The following is a 14877-nucleotide window of genomic DNA, read 5'->3' as shown; positions in this document are numbered from 1 at the left end:
GGTCAGGTGAGCAGCGCCCACTGCCGGTGCGGGCGCCGGTCGCCCACCGGGGGAGCGGCCCAGCCCTCGCAGGTGAAGCCGGCCGCGACCAACGTCGTCTCGAGGGCGGCGTCGCCGACCGGGACGAACCAGGCGACCCGTCGGACGATCTCCCGGACCGACGACACCACGAGGTCGACGACGTCGGCCACGAGGTCGTCGGGCACGTCGCACTCGCACTCGGCCGTCGCCGTGCCCCCGTCGACACGGCACGCCACCCGCCCGACGAGCAGGTCAGCCAGCAGCGCCTGCGCCTGCGCGGGCCTCAGCTCGAGCACCCCGCGTGAGGTGTCGGCCGACCAGACGGGCTCGGGCACGGGGCGCGCGGTGGTGCGACGGCGCGCTCGGCGTACCCAGATGCGGGCCGCGGCCGGCACCATCTCGACCGCGTGCCCGGCTCGTCGCGCAGCCGTCCGTCGCATGGGTCCCATGCTAGGTCGGCGCTCACAAGGGGGGACGAGCCGATGAGCGACCCGCGACCCGTCAAGGTGCTGACGATCGGTCCCGCACCCCTGTCGGCCCACAGCCGCGGGGGGATGGCGTCGGTGCTGACCCTGATGGCGGCCCACCCCGATCCGCGCGTCAGCATCCGCGTCGTGCCGACGTACGCCGACCACGGGAGGTTCCGTCGCACGCTGCTGGGCGTGCGGGGGATGATGCTCGCCTCGGCCCTCATCGTGTGCGGCCGCGTCGACGTGCTGCACGTCCACCTCGCCCACGGGGGCAGCGTGGTGCGCAAGTCGCTGCCGCTGGCGGTCGCCCGGCTGCGTGGCACGGCCACGATCGTCCACGAGCACAGCTACGACTTCGCGGGCTGGTTCGACGGCCTGCCGCGCGTCGTCCAGGCCTTGGTGCGCCGGGCCGTCAGGGCCGACCGCTGGCTCGTGCTCGCGACCCGGCACGTCGACGAGTTCGGCTCGCGGCTGGCGATGGACGTCGAGCGCATCCGGGTGCTGCACAACCCCGTCGTGGCGCCGGCGGTGCCGGCCAGCTCGGTCTCGTCCGACGACGTCGTGCGTGCCGTCTCGCTGGGCAGGCTCGGCCACCGCAAGGGCAGCTACGACGTCGTCGCCGCGGTCGCCCTGCTGGCCGCCGACGTCCGCTCGCACCTGCACGTCGTGCTCGCCGGGGACGGGGAGGTCGACGAGGTGCGGGCGGCCGTGCGCGCCGCCGGCGTCGACGACGTCGTCGAGGTCCGCGGCTGGCAGTCACCCGTCGAGCGCGACCTCCTCATGCGCACGTCGCAGGTGTTCCTGCTGCCCAGCTACGAGGAGGGGCTCCCGATGGCGATGCTCGAGGCGATGGCGCACGGGCTCGCCCCGGTGGTCAGCCCGGTCGGCGGCATCCCGAACGTGGTGGGCGACGGGGTCGAGGGGCTGCTCGTCGCACCCGGCGACGTCGCGGCCCTCAGCGACGCGATGCGGCGGATGGTCGTCGACGTCGAGCTGCGCCGGAGCATCGCGACCGCGGCCCAGGTGCGGTCGCGCGCCTTCGACGTCAGCCACTGGTACGACGACCTGACCGAGCTGTGGCTCAGCCTCGACGCGACGAGACGGCGAGTCCGACAGCGGCGCTGAGCGCCTGGGCGACGTGCGGACGGCTGTGCCGCCGCAGGTAGGCCTCGCGGGCGGCCCGCCCCTGACGCGCGGCGTGCTCGGGATCGGCCAGCGCGTCGATGACGCCGGCGAGCGAGCGGACGTCGTCGACGTCGACGACCGGTCCGCCCAAAGGCTGCAGCTCGGGCAGGGCGCCCTCGGGCGAGACGATCGGCATGACGCCGAGCTGCATCGCGAGCACCTGCACCCCGCTCTGCGTGGCTCGGCGGTAGTGCACCAACGAGGCCTTGGCCCGGGCGAGCGTGTCGAGCTGGTCGGCGTACCTGAACGGCCCACGCTGCCACCGCACGCCGGGCGGCAGGTCGTCCGGCAGCTCGCCGTCGCCGATCAGCACGAGCTCGTCGCCCCGGAAGTGGGGCCCGTCGCGGTGCAGGCGCCACGCCTCGAGGGCCACGGGGATGTTCTTGTAGCCGTTGAGGCGTCCGCTCAGGACGAAGTCGCGGCGGCCGGCGGCATCGACGAGGCCCGGGACGTCGGCGTCGGCGACGTCGCTGCTGAGCGGCACGAGCGCCCGGAGCGGACGGTCGACCTGGTCGGCGACGAACTCGCTGAAGAAGATCGTCAGGTCGGCGCGGGAGCGCCAGCGGTCGAAGAGTGTCCGCTCCCACCGCGGCAGCTGCTCGCCGGCGTCGTGGGGCCGGTCGTCGTGGACCACGTCGATGCGCGGCGCACCGGTGGCCAGCGCGAGCCAGCGCGGGTCGCGCACGAGCTCGGCGACCACGACGTCGGGGGCGTAGGCACGCACCTCGCGCTGCACCCGCCAGAACGGCCGGTACGTCGAGGCCTGCTTGGGCCGGGGGTCGAGCACCCACTCGTCGTCGCGGGCCGGGCCCGACTCGGGGTGCTGGTCGGACGTCACGAGGCGCACCTCGTGGCCGACCGACCGCAACGCGTCGGCGTGGATGCGCGCCAGGGGACGCATCCACGGGGACAACCAGAGCACCCTCATGACAGCACCTCCGTGATCGCCTGCTCGTAGGCATCGGCCATCGACTCGATCGTGTAGTGGTCGCGCATGCGCTCCAGGCCGCGTGAGGCGATGGCGGAGAGGTCGGACGGGTCGTCGAGCACCGTCGCGAGGGCGGCGCGCCAGCCCTCGACCGTGACGTCGTCGACCACGATCCCCGCGCGACCGTGGTCGAGCATGTCGGGCACGGCGCAGGTCGCCGAGGCCATCACGGGCAGGTGGCGGGCCATGGCCTCGAGGATCGTGAGGGGGAAGGCCTCGGAGCGGCTGGGCAGGCACACGAGGTCGGCGTCGGCGAAGGCGTGGTCGGGGCCGGGCGACCAGCCGCGCCACCGGACGCGGTCGCGCAGGTCGGGAGGGGTCAACGCCTCGAGACGAGCGCGATCGGGTCCGTCGCCGAAGATGTCGAGGGTCCAGTCGCGGTCGCGGAGACCGTCGAGGGCCGCCACGAGCAGGTGCGGGTTCTTGAGCTCGACGATGCGCGACATCATGACGAGTCGGAGCGGGCCCTGGTGGGCACGGCGTGCGGGCACGTCGGCCAGCCCGCCGACGTGCGCGACGCCGTTGGGGGCCACGAACCAGCGCCGGGCGACCCGCTGGTGCGCCGACACCTCCTCGCGGTGGCGCGGCGAGAGGGCGACGAATCCGTCGGCCCGCCGCATGGCGCGCGCCAGCCCGGGGGAGTACGTGGCACCGGACGGCTCGGGCGGGACGTGCGCGCCGACGAGCCAGCGCCGGTCGACGCGACGCCGCCGCCACAGGGTGCCGAAGCCGGTCTCGGTGTTGGTGTCTCCCGTGATGACGACGGCAGGCCCCGGGGGCAGGTCGACGGCGGGGGCCCACCACGGCTGGCGGACGACCCTGACGGCGTGCGGCACCTCGGCGATCAACGGGCCGAACCGCTGCATCGCGACGATCGTGACGTCGTAGCCGCGGCGCACGAGCTCGGTCGCCAGGACGACGTGGTGCCGTTCCGCACCGCCGTAGACCAGGCGGTTGATCGTCAGCACGACCGCCGGCCGGTCGCCGGGCGCGGTGGCCGCGCGGGTGCGGCGCTTCGACCGCTGCAGGCGGTCGAGGACCGAGGTGCCGGCCAGGTAGAGGTCGCCGCGGCGGGCGCTCGAGGCCTGCTCGATCTGCAGGGCGACGTTGGTGCGCAGCAGGTCGCGCGACCGTCCGGTGGCGACGGGGTCGGAGGCGACGGTGCCGGCGGCCTCGTGCAGCACCCCGGGCTCGTCGGCCAGCACGAGCCGCCATCCTGCGGCGCGGGCCCGCTGCTGCCACTGGGCCTCCTCGCCGTAGAGGTAGTACTCCTCGTCGAAGGGCCCGAGCGCGTCCCAGGCCTCGCGGCCGATCGCGAGGCAGGCACCCGTGAGGTAGCCGCCGACGTCGCCCGGGCGGTCGGCGTAGAGGTCGGACAGCGGGGTGCGCCGCAGCTGCTCGGCGTAGCCCGCCGCCGACACCAGGGCCCGCACGACCCCGCCGCGACGGTGGGCGACGTCCCACGGACGTCCGTGGGCGGTGGTGGGCGGCGTGAGCGGTGCGGACGCGGCGACGCCGGGCGTGCGGATCGCGGCCAGCGTCGCCGTCAGCGGGCCCTGCAGCACGGCGTCGGGGTTGACCAGCAGCAGGTCGTGCCCCGGTACCTCGGCGGCGAGCGCGTTGACGGCCGCGGCGAAGCCGATGTTCGGACCACCCCGGTTCCAGGTCGCCTCGGGGTGGTCGCGCACGACCTCGTCGAGCTCGGCGGCGTGGGCCGCGGAGTTGTCGTGCACGTGGACGGGGACGTCGGGCAGGTGACGTGCCAGGGACTCGAGGCATGTGCGGAGCGCCTCGGGCGTCCGGTAGGCGACGCAGCACACGGCGAGGGGACGGGTCACGGCACCGGCACCTCGTCGTCGGACGCGTCGTCGGACGCCGCGTCGAGCATGTCGCGGATCGTCCGGACCTTGACAGGGCCGAGGACGACGTTGACCAGCACGTACGCCACTCCGGCCGCGGCGAGAGCGGCCAGCACGGGCGCCGGCCGCAGCAGCGCGGCGACGCCCGCGGCGGCGGCCAGCGACAGCAGCAGGCGGACGGCGAAGGCCCAGGGGGTGCGGTAGGCGCTGTGACGCGAGAGCTTCCACGAGGCGACCAGCTGGCCGATCAGCTCGGTCACCAGCAGGGCAGCGGCCGCGCCGACGGCTCCCCAGAGCGGGATCAGCACCAGGTTGAGACCGATGTTCATCGCGAGGTTCACGACGTTGAGGCGCACGAGGAAGGCCTGCTGGTGCGAGGCGAACAGCGCCTGGCTGACCGTGCCGTTGAGGAACGTGACGCCCACCGCGGCGAACAGCACCGCCAGCGTCGGCGTGCCGTCGGCGACGAACTCCGCCGAGCCGATCACCCGCATGATGGGTTCGGCCAGCACCAAACCGACCACCGCGATCGGCGCGCCGACGAACATCATCGTCTCGACGCTGCGGGCCGTGAACGTCGCGAAGCGGTCGCGGTCGCGGCCCCACAGCCCGGTCATCGTCGACAGCGTCGACGTCGCGAAGAACGTGGGGATGATCGAGAGCGTGAAGGCCAAGGTAGTGGCGAGGTAGTAGGTGCCGACCTGGGCGGGCGTGTCGAGCAGGCTGAGCATCACGCCGTCGATGCGCCAGTACAGCACGCCGATCACCAGCACCGCGGTCTGCGGCAGGCTCTCGCGCAGCAGGTCGAGGCTCTCGCGCAGCGCGAAGACCGGCCGCCAGCTGACGATGCGCGACGCGGCCACGCCCTGCACCACAAGCACCACCAGCGGGGGGACGACCTGCACGACCGCGAACCACACGATGCCCGCCCCCGTCTGCAGCAGCACCAGGGTCACCGCGAGGCTGAGCAGGCGGCTGACGACGTCCGACCAGGCGACGGCCTTGAACCGCACCGTGGCGAGGAACACGGGCTGGACGCACGAGCTGACCGTGGTGAGCGCCAGCCCGGCCGCGACGATCGGCAGCACCATCACGACCTGGCCCTCGCCGGAGTAGACCACGAGGCCGCTGATGGTCGCGATGATCGTGAGCGGGACGCCGTAGACCAGCGACAGGCCCGTGTTGATGCGCACGAGACGCTCGAGGTCGCCCCCGCCCGACGTCACGCGGCGGACCACGACGGCACCGATGCCGAGCTCGGTGAAGCTGGTCCAGAGGCTGATGAACACGATCGCCGTCGTGAGGTGGCCGTACGAGCCGGCACCCAGGTGACGGACCGTCAGGGCGACCGTGACGATCGAGGCCACCATGCCCACGACGCGGAACACGAGCTGGTAGCCGAACGCTTCGGCCATGCGCCGGACGGACGGCAACGAGACCCCTGGATGGCCTGCCGGGGCGGTAGTGTCTGAGCCGGACGACTCTGAGCCGGACGACGACGAGGGGAGCTCGGCTGATGCGCGTGTTCGTGCCGCTGCCCCACGGGACGGTCGCGGCCGACTGGGCTCGTCGCTCGGAGCGGGGCGAGGTTCCCGATCAGTCGCCATACGGACTCCACCACCTCCGGGATCACGGTCTCGACGTCACCTTCGGTGACCATCGTCTGACGGGCCCCGTCGGCCGGGTCGCGCAGTCGTTGCGCTACCGGACGTCAGGGCTCGAGCCGGTCGAAGCGTTGCTGGATCTGCGCCGGATGTCACGTGGCAAGAGTGACGTGGTGCTCGCCTATGACGAGCGCACGGGGGTGCCGGCCGCGTTGGCTGCGCCACAGTCGCGACTGGCGCCGGTGGTCACCGGCATCGGGTGGCTCACGACGCGCGACGCGGCCGATCCGTGGCAGCGCCGGATGGCCGCCCGCGCGCTGCCGCGGGCGGCGGCCGTCTGGACCCAGTGCAGCGCGATGGTGCCCGTGCTGGCGCGGGAGTGGGAGGTTCCGGCCCACCGGGTGCACTACGTCCCGCTCGGCATCGACACCGCGTTCTACCCCGAGCAGCCGTGGCACCTGGCGACCCCGACCGTCGCCAGCGCGGGGGAGGACCGCTACCGCGACCACGACCTGCTGGTCGAGGCGGTGCGCCGCGTGCGCGCCGACGTGCCGGCCGCCCGCCTCGAGCTCGCCACGGGGCTGCCGGTCGACCTGCCGGGCGATCTCGGAACGCTCTACACCGGCCGCATGGGTGGTCGCATGCGCGACCTCTACGGACGCTCGACGGTCGTGGCGGTCGCGCTCAAGCCGACCTCGACGGGCTCGGGCCTGACGGTCGTGCTCGAGGCGATGGCCAGCGGGCGACCCATCGTCGTGACCGACAACCCCGGTATCGACGACTATGTCGAGCACGGCGTCACGGGCCTGCTGGTGCCGCCCGACGACGTCGACGCCTTCGCGGCCGCGCTGCGCAGCCTGCTCGCCGATCCCGACCGGGCCGGCGAGATGGGGCGTGCCGCCGTCGAGCGGGCCCGGCAGCAGTTCACGTCCGCCGGCATGGGCGCGGTGCTCGCCGGCATCCTGCGCACGGCGGCCTAGCGGCGTCGCGCCCCGTCGCTCGGGGGCGACGCCTGGTAGCGGTCGAGCACGCCCCGCAGGTGCGCGCGCGTGCGGGCGGTGTTCTCGAGCCGCCAGACCACGTGATCGGTGGGCTCGCCGTCGTAGAGGCGCAGCCGGCGTGCGGTGGCGCCCGGCTCGAACCCGGCCTCCGCGAGCAGGCGGGCCGGGCCGGGATTGACCGAGGCGACCGGTGCGACCATCCACGGCACGACGGGCGGGTGCTCGAACATGCGCAGGACGCCCTGGGCGGTCGCGGCGGTCGAGACGCTGTGGGGCACGGCGCGACCGGTCCACAGCGACAGCTCGGCGAGTCCCGACCTGGCGTCGATCGAGAAGACGCACTCGCCGAGGAACCGGCCGTCGGTCGTCGCGAACACGAACGGCACCATCGCGCCCGCCCGGGTCGCCTCGCGCAGCGCGTGCACCCGGTCGGCCCAGGCCGTCAGCGAGCTCTGCTCGTCCCAGCCGGCGTCGCCGTGGCCGAAGGCCGGTCTCAGCCGTGACGCGTCGGCGAGGCGGACGCGGCGCCACTCGGGGCCGTCGGTGAGCCTCGGGCGGCGGAGCACGACGTCGATCTCGCCGATCCGCTGGGGGCCGATCGTGTCGAGAGCCACACGGCGCGTCGGACGAAGCCGGCTCGTTCGGCCGTCATGGTTGCGACGCGCGGTACTCATGCAACACGAGGGTAGCCATCGCCGGCGAACGCGGACGGTGGACCGACGTCACGAGTGGAGGACGAGCTGTGAGGGTTGACGAGCTGGTGCGATCGCTCACGAGGCGACCCGTCGCGCTGCTGCTCGTCGCGCTGATCGGTGTGCTCGGGGCGGCCTACGGGTGGTCGTCGGCCTCGACGACGTACGAGAGCCGCGCCGTGGTGCTGATCATCCCGCCCGCCGGCACCGCGGCCGGCGACCAGGGCGGTCCGGCCGCCAACCCGCTGGTCAACCTCGACTACAGCATCAGCCAGCTGGCGCTGACCGTCAGCAGCCAGCTGCAGGGCGACGAGGTGCGCACCGCGGTGGTGGCGGCAGGCGGCGACGGCGTCTACTCGGCCGACACCCTCAGCAGCGACAACGCCGCCGTGGCGCAGCTGACCCCGCTGATCTCGTTGACGGCCTCAGGCCCCAGCGCCGAGGGAGCGCAGCGGGCGGCCGCGGCGCTCGTCGAGCAGTCGTCGACGCAGCTCGCGGCGATCCAGACCGCGGCGAACGTCCCGGCGACCTCGCAGGCCCGGGTCGTCACCTCCGCCGCCCCCACCACGGGCGTCGCCGCGGGCAACGCCCAGGTGCGGGCCGCCGGCGTCACCGGGCTGGCGGCCGGCTTCGTCGCGCTGCTGGCCCTCGTCGCGCTCACCCCGCTGCTCGGCGGTCGTGCAGGCAGCGGCCGCAGTGCTGGCACCGCCCGCGCCCGCAGCGGGGTCTCGCGCGCCGACGTCCGGGCCCTGCTCGAGGACGAGTGGCAGCGCAGCGGCCGCAACGTCCCGCTCACGCGGGCCGAGGCCCGTCAGGCGTGGCGCAGCGCCGAGGCCCGGCTCGAAGCGGCCCAGCGGTCGGGGTCGCGGCAGATCGAGGCCCCTCGCACGGTCCGCCACCAGGGTCGTGGCTGACCCGGCGGCCGTCCGAGCCGCCTCCGTGCTGCGCGACCGGGTCGTCGTCGACGACCGCGTCGGCACCGGCGCGACGATCGTCGCGGTGGTCTGCGGGTGGCTGCTGGCCACGCGCCAGTCGATCGTCGTGCCGTTCACGCTCGGCCTGACGCCGGTCGCGATCGCCTGGTACGCGGGCGGCCTGCTGCTGCTCCTGTGCTGGCTGGGTCGTCAGCAGGTCAGGCGGCCCCACCGGCCGACCGTGCTGCTGGTGATGGGCATGCTCGCGGCGACCCTGGTGTCGTCGGCGGCGCTGATGGTGCGTGGGCCGGCCGGCGACCAGGCGTCGCAGTCGCTGCAGCTGGTCGGCCGCGAGATCGGGCTGCTCGCGGCGGCGCTGCTCGTGATGGTCGTCATCGGCAGCGTCGCCGACCTGGCACGGGTCGTGCAGGGCATCGTCGTCGGCGCCGCCGTCAGCGCCCTGCTCGCGCTCGTGCAGGTCGCCACGGGCGTCGACCTCGCCGGCTCGCTGGTGCTGCCGGGCTTGATCGACCAGGGCACCGCCGCGGCGGGCGAGCTGTTGCGGGCCGGAGCGGTCCGGCCCGCCGGCAGCGCCGGGCACCCCCTCGAGCTCAGTGCCGTGCTGACGGCGGCCTTCCCGCTGGCCGTGGGCCTGACGCTGTCGCGGCGGGCCCGGGGCGAGGCGGCCGGGGTGTGGGTCGCCGCGTCGGCGGTCATCGGCCTCGGTGCCGTCTCGACGATCTCTCGCTCGGCCTTCGTCGGCATCGCCGCGGCCCTGGTCGTCATGGCCTGGCGCTGGCCGGTCAGGCGCGTCGTCGTCGGGGGCGGGGTCGTCGTCGTGGCCGTCCTCGGAGCGGTCGCCGCGGGGGTGCCGCTGGTCTCGCGCCTGGCCGACGTCCTGGTCGAGGGCACGGGTGACAACTCGGTCGGATCGCGGTCGTCGGGCCTGTCGTACGCCCTGCAGCGCCTGCCGCAGCACTGGCTCGTCGGCCAGGGGTCGGGCACGTACGACGTGTCCAAGCAGCCCGTGCTCGACAACTTCTACCTGACGCGACTCGTCGAGTCGGGCATCGTCGGTCTGCTGGCCCTCGTGCTGATGGTCGGCGGTGCGTGGACCATCGCCCTGCGGGCGTCGCGACGCGCCGTCGTGTCGCCCGGCGCCGGCGACTTCGAGCTGGTCAACGGCATCCTGGGGTCGATCACGGCCGTCGCCGTCGTCGCCGTCATCCTCGACCTCGGCGGCTTCGCCCAGATCTCGACCCTCCTCTACGTCCTCGTCGCGCTGGCCGGCGCGGCCGCCCTTGTCACCCTGCCCACCCCGCCCACCCGGAGTGACCCATGACCGAGCCGTTCCTGCCCGTCTCCACGGCCCGCCAGGCACGCCTGCACGAGCTCGTGCCGGGCGGCGCCCACACCTACGCCCGCGGCTCCGACCAGTACCCCGACGGGATGGCTCCCGTGCTGACCCACGGCGAGGGCGCCCGCGTGTGGGACGTCGACGGTCGCGAGTACGTCGAGTACGGCATGGGCCTGCGCTCGGTGACGCTGGGCCACGCCTATGCGCCGGTCGTCGACGCCGTCGCCGCGGCGATCGGCCGGGGCACCAGCTTCAGCCGCCCGACCGAGCTCGAGCTGACGGCCGCCGAGCGCTTCCTCGAGCTCGTGCCCACCGCCGACATGGTCAAGTTCGCCAAGAACGGCTCCGACACGACCACCGCCGCCGTCCGGCTGGCACGCGCGGCCACCGGGCGCCACAAGGTCGCGATCAGCGACCAGCCCTTCTTCTCGGTCGACGACTGGTTCATCGGCACGACCGACATGGCCGCCGGCACCGACCGCCTGGCGCGGCCCCTGACGGTCCGCTTCGCCTACAACGACCTCGACTCGCTCGAGCAGGCACTCGCCGGCGACGACGTGGCCTGCGTGTTCCTCGAGGCCGCCACCGGCTCGGCCGAGCCGGCGCCCGGCTTCCTCGACGGGGTCCGCGCTGCGTGCGACCGGCACGGCACCCTGATGGTGCTCGACGAGATGATCACGGGCTTCCGCTGGTCGGCGCACGGTGCGCAGCACGTCTACGGCGTCCGGCCCGACCTGTCGTGCTGGGGCAAGGCGATGGGCAACGGCTTCGCCGTCTCAGCCCTGGCCGGCCGTCGCGAGGTCATGGAGCTCGGCGGCCTCAACACCGACGCCGACCGGGTCTTCCTGCTGTCGACCACGCACGGCGCCGAGTCGGCAGGGCTCGCAGCCTTCCTCGCCGTCGCCGAGGCCTACACGTCCGGCGACCCCGTGGGGCTGATGGAGCGTGCCGGGCGCGACCTCGCCGCCGGGGTCCGTGCCGCGGCCGAGGCCGCGGGGGTCGGCGAGCACGTGACGGTGTCGGGACGACCGTCGTGCCTGGTCTTCGGGACGCGCGATCCCGAGGGGCGTCCGAGCCAGGCCTGGCGCACCCTGTTCCTGCAGGAGCTGATCCGCCGGGGCGTGCTCGGGCAGTCGTTCGTGACGTCCGCGGCACACACCGAGGCCGATGTCGCGCAGACCGTCGCAGCGGTCGCCGCAGCCTGCGAGGTGTACCGCCGTGCCCTCGACACCGGATCGGTCGACGGATTCCTGGCCGGCCGCCCCGTGGCGCCGGCGCTGCGTCGCACCGCCGCCCCGCGTCGTCTCTGACGGCTGCGGGGCGGCGGGACGCGGTCAGACGGTCGCGGTCAGAGCGCGCTCATCTTGGCGCAGGGCAGCGGGATGTGCTTGGCCCCCTCGCCGAAGTCGACCTGGGCCGACGTGGTGCCTTGCAGGCTGATGATGCGACCCATGCCGTAGGTGTCGTGCGAGACGCGTGCACCGACCTCGTACACCTCGTGCTCAACCTCCGGTCCGGCCTGGAAGGGACTGGATGCGTGGTAGCGGCGCTTGCGCGGTGTGGTTGCCATCGTCCGTCCATCTTCGCACCTTCGGGTGCCAGGCACCAACAATCGGCCTAGTTTGTCTGCCGCCACAGATCGGTCCAGGCGATGCCGAGATCGCCCACGAGCAGGCGCAGCAAGGGCAACGACAGCCCGACGACGTTGTGGTGGTCGCCCTCGATGCCTGAGACGAACGCTCCGCCCAGGCCGTCGATCGTGAACGCCCCGGCCACGTGGAGCGGCTCGCCGGTAGCGACGTAGGCGTCGATCTCTGCGTCGGTGACCTGAGCGAAGTGGACGATCGTGGAGGCCGTCTCGAGGAACTCCTCGCCGCCGCGGCGGACGCAGTGACCCGTGTGCAGCACGCCGCTGCGCCCGCGCATCCGTCGCCACCGCGCGCTGGCGTCGGCGGGCCCGTCGGGCTTGCCCAGGATCTCGCCGTCGAGGGCCAGCACCGAGTCGCAGCCGATGACGAGGGCGTCGTCGTCGCCCAGGCGCTCGGCCACCGCGCGGCACTTCAGCTGCGCCAGCGCGGCCGCGAGGTTGCCGGCGTCGGTCGAGGTGATGAGGTCCTCGTCGACGCCCGACACGATCACCTCGGGCTCGATCCCCGCCGATCGGAGCGTCGCGAGGCGGGCCGGCGACTGCGACGCGAGCACGATCCTCACCGCAGCGCCTGCTCGTCGTAGCGCTGCCGCACGGTCTCCAGACGCCGGTCGTCGAGCAGCGAGGCGATCAGGGCCGCGGAGCCGCCCACGCCCGTCCAGGTGCCCTCGACCCCCGTGGTGACGAACCAGGCGTGATCGGCCGGCCACATCAGGTTGGGGCTGTTGATGTCGCGGGGGGCGCCGCTGCCGTAGCTCGCGGCCCCCCACCGGCCGGCGTCGGCCAGAGCGCCGGCGAACAGGAAGTGGCTCTCGCCGTTGGCCGTGAGCAGCGGACCGTCCATGACGTGGGGCGGGAAGGCCGGCGGCGGGGGAGCGGCGGGCTTCTCGCGGGTGAAGATGCGTCCGGGCCACTTCGGCGAGCCGGAGAACGCCGTCAGGAAGCCGGCCGCCTCACCGCCGTGGATGTCGCCGTAGCCCTCCCACAGCGCGAAGAAGCAGTCGTGCGGCGTCGTGGTGTGGAGGGCGAGGTCGTCGACGAGTGCCGCGAGCAGCGGCGCGTCGAGGTGGCCCTCGAAGCGGTCGCCGTCGGCGCCGGCGGTGTGCAGCACCCGCACGTAGGCCTCGAAGCCCGACGGCCCGAGCCGTGCGCGGAGACCGGCCGGCGCGGGGTCGTCCGCGAACCAGTCGGCCGCCGACACCTCGGCCAGCGGACGCAACGTCATCGCCGCCACCGAGAGCCGGTCAGCGGCCGAAGGAGGAGCGGCGCCACTGGTCGGGGCCGAACGTGTGCGGTGTGCGGACCTGGCGGGCGGGGTGGCCCCACTCCGACCTGAGCCGGGGCGTGGTGCGCGCTGCCGCGTGGGCCGCGGCGGCGTTGCGGGCCGCCACGACGGCCACGAGGGCGGCGAGCTCCTCGGGCGTCAGGTCTCCCTTGACGACCCGCAGCACGGGGGTGGGCGATGCCCCTTCGACAGGCTCAGGAGCCGCTGTGTCGCTCACAGCGGGATGTTCCCGTGCTTCTTGGGGGGCAGCGTCTCGCGCTTGGTGCGCAGCAGGCGCAGCCCCTTGACGATCTCGGCGCGGGTCTGCGAGGGCTCGATGACCGCGTCGACGTAGCCGCGCTCGGCCGCCAGGTACGGGTTGCAGAGCGTGTCCTCGTACTCGGTCATGAGCTGGGCGCGCAGGGCGTCGGGGTCGTCGGCGGCCTTGAGCTCCTTGCGGTACAGGATGCCGACCGCGCCGGACGCGCCCACGACCGCGATCTGGGCCGACGGCCACGCGATGTTGAGGTCGGCGCCGAGGTGCTTGGAGCCCATGACGTCGTACGCGCCGCCGTAGGCCTTGCGGGTGATGACCGTGATGAGCGGCACCGTGGCCTCGGCGTAGGCGTAGATCAGCTTGGCGCCGCGGCGGATGATGCCGTTCCACTCCTGGTCGGTGCCGGGCAGGAAGCCGGGCACGTCGACGAACGTCAGCACCGGGATGTTGAAGGCGTCGCAGGTGCGCACGAAGCGGGCGGCCTTCTCGGAGGCGTCGATGTCGAGGCAGCCGGCAAGCTGCATCGGCTGGTTGGCCACGACGCCGACGCTGCGGCCCTCGACGCGTCCGTAGCCGATGACCAGGTTCTGGGCGAACAGCGGCATGACCTCGAGGAAGTCGCCGTCGTCGAGCACCGACTCGATGACGGTCTTGATGTCGTACGGCTGGTTGGCCGAGTCGGGGATGAGCGTGTCGAGCGCGTAATCGGTCTCGGTGCGCTCGAGGTCGGCGTCCTCGGCGTAGACCGGGGCCTCCTCCATGTTGTTCTGCGGCAGGAACGAGATGAGCGCCTTGGTGTACTCGATCGCGTCCTGCTCGTCGGCACCCATGTAGTGGGCGTTGCCCGACTTGGTGTTGTGCGCGCGGGCGCCGCCGAGGTCCTCCATCGAGACCTCCTCGCCCGTGACGGTCTTGATGATGTCGGGGCCCGTGATGAACATGTTGGACGTCTTGTCGACCATGATCACGAAGTCGGTGACGGCGGGGGAGTACACGTGGCCACCGGCGTTGGCGCCCATGATCAGCGAGATCTGCGGGATGACGCCCGAGGCGTGCACGTTGCGCTTGAAGATCTCGCCGTACAGGCCGAGCGAGACGACGCCCTCCTGGATGCGCGCGCCGGAGCCCTCGTTGATGCCGATGATGGGGCAGCCCGACTTGATCGCGAGGTCCATCACCTTGGTGATCTTCTCGCCGTAGACCTGGCCGAGGCTGCCGCCGAAGACGCTGAAGTCCTGGCTGAACACGCACACCTGACGGCCGTCGATCGTGCCGTAGCCCGTGATGACGCCGTCGCCGAGGGGACGGTTCGCGTCGAGCCCGAAGTCGGTGGCGCGGTGTCGGGCCAGGGCGTCGAGCTCGACGAACGAGCCCTCGTCGAGCAGCTGGTCGATGCGGTCGCGGGCGCTCTGGCGTCCTCGCGCGGACTGCTTCTCGTGGGCTCGCTCAGCCATCTCGACCAGCGCCGTGTCGCGCCGCTCGATGAAGTCTGCGAGCTTGCCGGCGGTGGTGTGGAGCTCGGGCTTCTCGACGATCTCGTGTTCGGTCACGGGGGTCAGCGTAACGATGGTCACGCTGGATGGATATGTGAGTCTGT

General features: G+C 73.4%; 15 protein-coding genes. 5 read left to right on the top strand and 10 right to left on the bottom strand.

The features are described 5' to 3' along the window. Positions 1-2: 2 nt before the first annotated feature. The gene (locus tag DX116_RS17430) at positions 3-461 is read right to left on the bottom strand and encodes a hypothetical protein (protein ID WP_147393707.1); all 459 of its coding nucleotides are present in this window, start codon (positions 459-461) and stop codon (positions 3-5) included. A 42-nt stretch (positions 462-503) separates the two neighbouring features. Between DX116_RS17430 and DX116_RS17425 the strand changes: the two genes are divergently transcribed. Beyond that, positions 504-1616: a glycosyltransferase family 4 protein gene (locus DX116_RS17425; RefSeq protein WP_119705448.1), complete on the top strand. Its 1113-nt coding sequence runs from the start codon at positions 504-506 to the stop codon at positions 1614-1616. On the opposite strand, the gene DX116_RS17420 is transcribed toward DX116_RS17425, so the two are convergent. Genes DX116_RS17420 through DX116_RS17410 form a run of 3 tightly spaced genes read right to left on the bottom strand, consistent with a single transcriptional unit; the run spans position 1573 to position 5938 of the window. Next, positions 1573-2604, bottom strand: coding sequence for a glycosyltransferase family 4 protein (locus DX116_RS17420; protein ID WP_199716113.1), 1032 nt, complete (start codon positions 2602-2604; stop codon positions 1573-1575). The two genes, DX116_RS17425 and DX116_RS17420, sit on opposite strands and share 44 nt — an antisense overlap. After that, positions 2601-4502, bottom strand: a complete 1902-nt coding sequence (locus DX116_RS17415; protein ID WP_119705446.1) for a glycosyltransferase — start codon at positions 4500-4502, stop codon at positions 2601-2603. The genes DX116_RS17420 and DX116_RS17415 overlap by 4 nt, the downstream gene beginning before the upstream one ends. Next, the gene (locus DX116_RS17410) at positions 4499-5938 is read right to left on the bottom strand and encodes a flippase (RefSeq protein ID WP_119705445.1); all 1440 of its coding nucleotides are present in this window, start codon (positions 5936-5938) and stop codon (positions 4499-4501) included. Before DX116_RS17410 ends, DX116_RS17415 begins: the two co-directional genes overlap by 4 nt. Before the next feature lie 101 nt (positions 5939-6039). Between DX116_RS17410 and DX116_RS17405 the strand changes: the two genes are divergently transcribed. Continuing rightward, positions 6040-7107 (top strand): glycosyltransferase family 4 protein, encoded by a 1068-nt coding sequence (locus DX116_RS17405; protein ID WP_119705444.1) that lies wholly within the window; start codon positions 6040-6042, stop codon positions 7105-7107. Here DX116_RS17405 and DX116_RS17400 read toward each other — a convergent pair. After that, entirely contained in the window at positions 7104-7802 is a 699-nt protein-coding gene (locus tag DX116_RS17400) for a GNAT family N-acetyltransferase (RefSeq protein ID WP_147393706.1), read from the bottom strand. The genes DX116_RS17405 and DX116_RS17400 overlap by 4 nt on opposite strands. 68 nt (positions 7803-7870) lie before the next feature. Between DX116_RS17400 and DX116_RS17395 the strand changes: the two genes are divergently transcribed. The 3 genes from DX116_RS17395 to DX116_RS17385 are packed head-to-tail and all read left to right on the top strand — an operon-like array spanning position 7871 to position 11401. Beyond that, positions 7871-8734: a hypothetical protein gene (locus tag DX116_RS17395; protein WP_147393705.1), complete on the top strand. Its 864-nt coding sequence runs from the start codon at positions 7871-7873 to the stop codon at positions 8732-8734. Further along, a complete protein-coding gene (locus DX116_RS17390; protein ID WP_119705441.1) occupies positions 8727-10076 on the top strand; it encodes an O-antigen ligase family protein in 1350 nt (449 codons plus the stop codon). Before DX116_RS17395 ends, DX116_RS17390 begins: the two co-directional genes overlap by 8 nt. Beyond that, on the top strand, positions 10073-11401 hold the full coding sequence (locus DX116_RS17385; RefSeq protein ID WP_119705440.1) for a glutamate-1-semialdehyde 2,1-aminomutase: 1329 nt from the start codon (positions 10073-10075) through the stop codon (positions 11399-11401). The genes DX116_RS17390 and DX116_RS17385 overlap by 4 nt, the downstream gene beginning before the upstream one ends. A gap of 38 nt (positions 11402-11439) precedes the next feature. Here the strand turns inward: DX116_RS17385 and DX116_RS17380 are convergent, their stop codons facing one another. From DX116_RS17380 to DX116_RS17360, 5 genes are read right to left on the bottom strand one after another with little or no spacing between them, the layout of a single operon-like run. Beyond that, on the bottom strand, positions 11440-11661 hold the full coding sequence (locus DX116_RS17380; RefSeq protein WP_119705439.1) for a hypothetical protein: 222 nt from the start codon (positions 11659-11661) through the stop codon (positions 11440-11442). A gap of 47 nt (positions 11662-11708) precedes the next feature. Beyond that, positions 11709-12302: a Maf family protein gene (locus DX116_RS17375; protein ID WP_119705438.1), complete on the bottom strand. Its 594-nt coding sequence runs from the start codon at positions 12300-12302 to the stop codon at positions 11709-11711. Next, positions 12299-12964: a hypothetical protein gene (locus DX116_RS17370; RefSeq protein ID WP_119705437.1), complete on the bottom strand. Its 666-nt coding sequence runs from the start codon at positions 12962-12964 to the stop codon at positions 12299-12301. The genes DX116_RS17375 and DX116_RS17370 overlap by 4 nt, the downstream gene beginning before the upstream one ends. A 19-nt stretch (positions 12965-12983) precedes the next feature. Further along, positions 12984-13241, bottom strand: a complete 258-nt coding sequence (locus tag DX116_RS17365) for an acyl-CoA carboxylase subunit epsilon (protein ID WP_119705436.1) — start codon at positions 13239-13241, stop codon at positions 12984-12986. Continuing rightward, positions 13238-14830 carry an acyl-CoA carboxylase subunit beta gene (locus DX116_RS17360; RefSeq protein WP_233556873.1) on the bottom strand — a complete coding sequence of 531 codons (1593 nt, stop codon included), beginning with the start codon at positions 14828-14830 and terminating at the stop codon, positions 13238-13240. The genes DX116_RS17365 and DX116_RS17360 overlap by 4 nt, the downstream gene beginning before the upstream one ends. Positions 14831-14877: the final 47 nt, after the last annotated feature.

It is taken from the genome of Aeromicrobium endophyticum (genome assembly GCF_003586285.1).
GTDB classification, from domain to species: domain Bacteria; phylum Actinomycetota; class Actinomycetes; order Propionibacteriales; family Nocardioidaceae; genus Aeromicrobium; species Aeromicrobium endophyticum.
The sequence above is the reverse complement of the archived record's forward strand: the minus strand, read 5'-3'. Positions and strand labels throughout refer to the sequence as shown.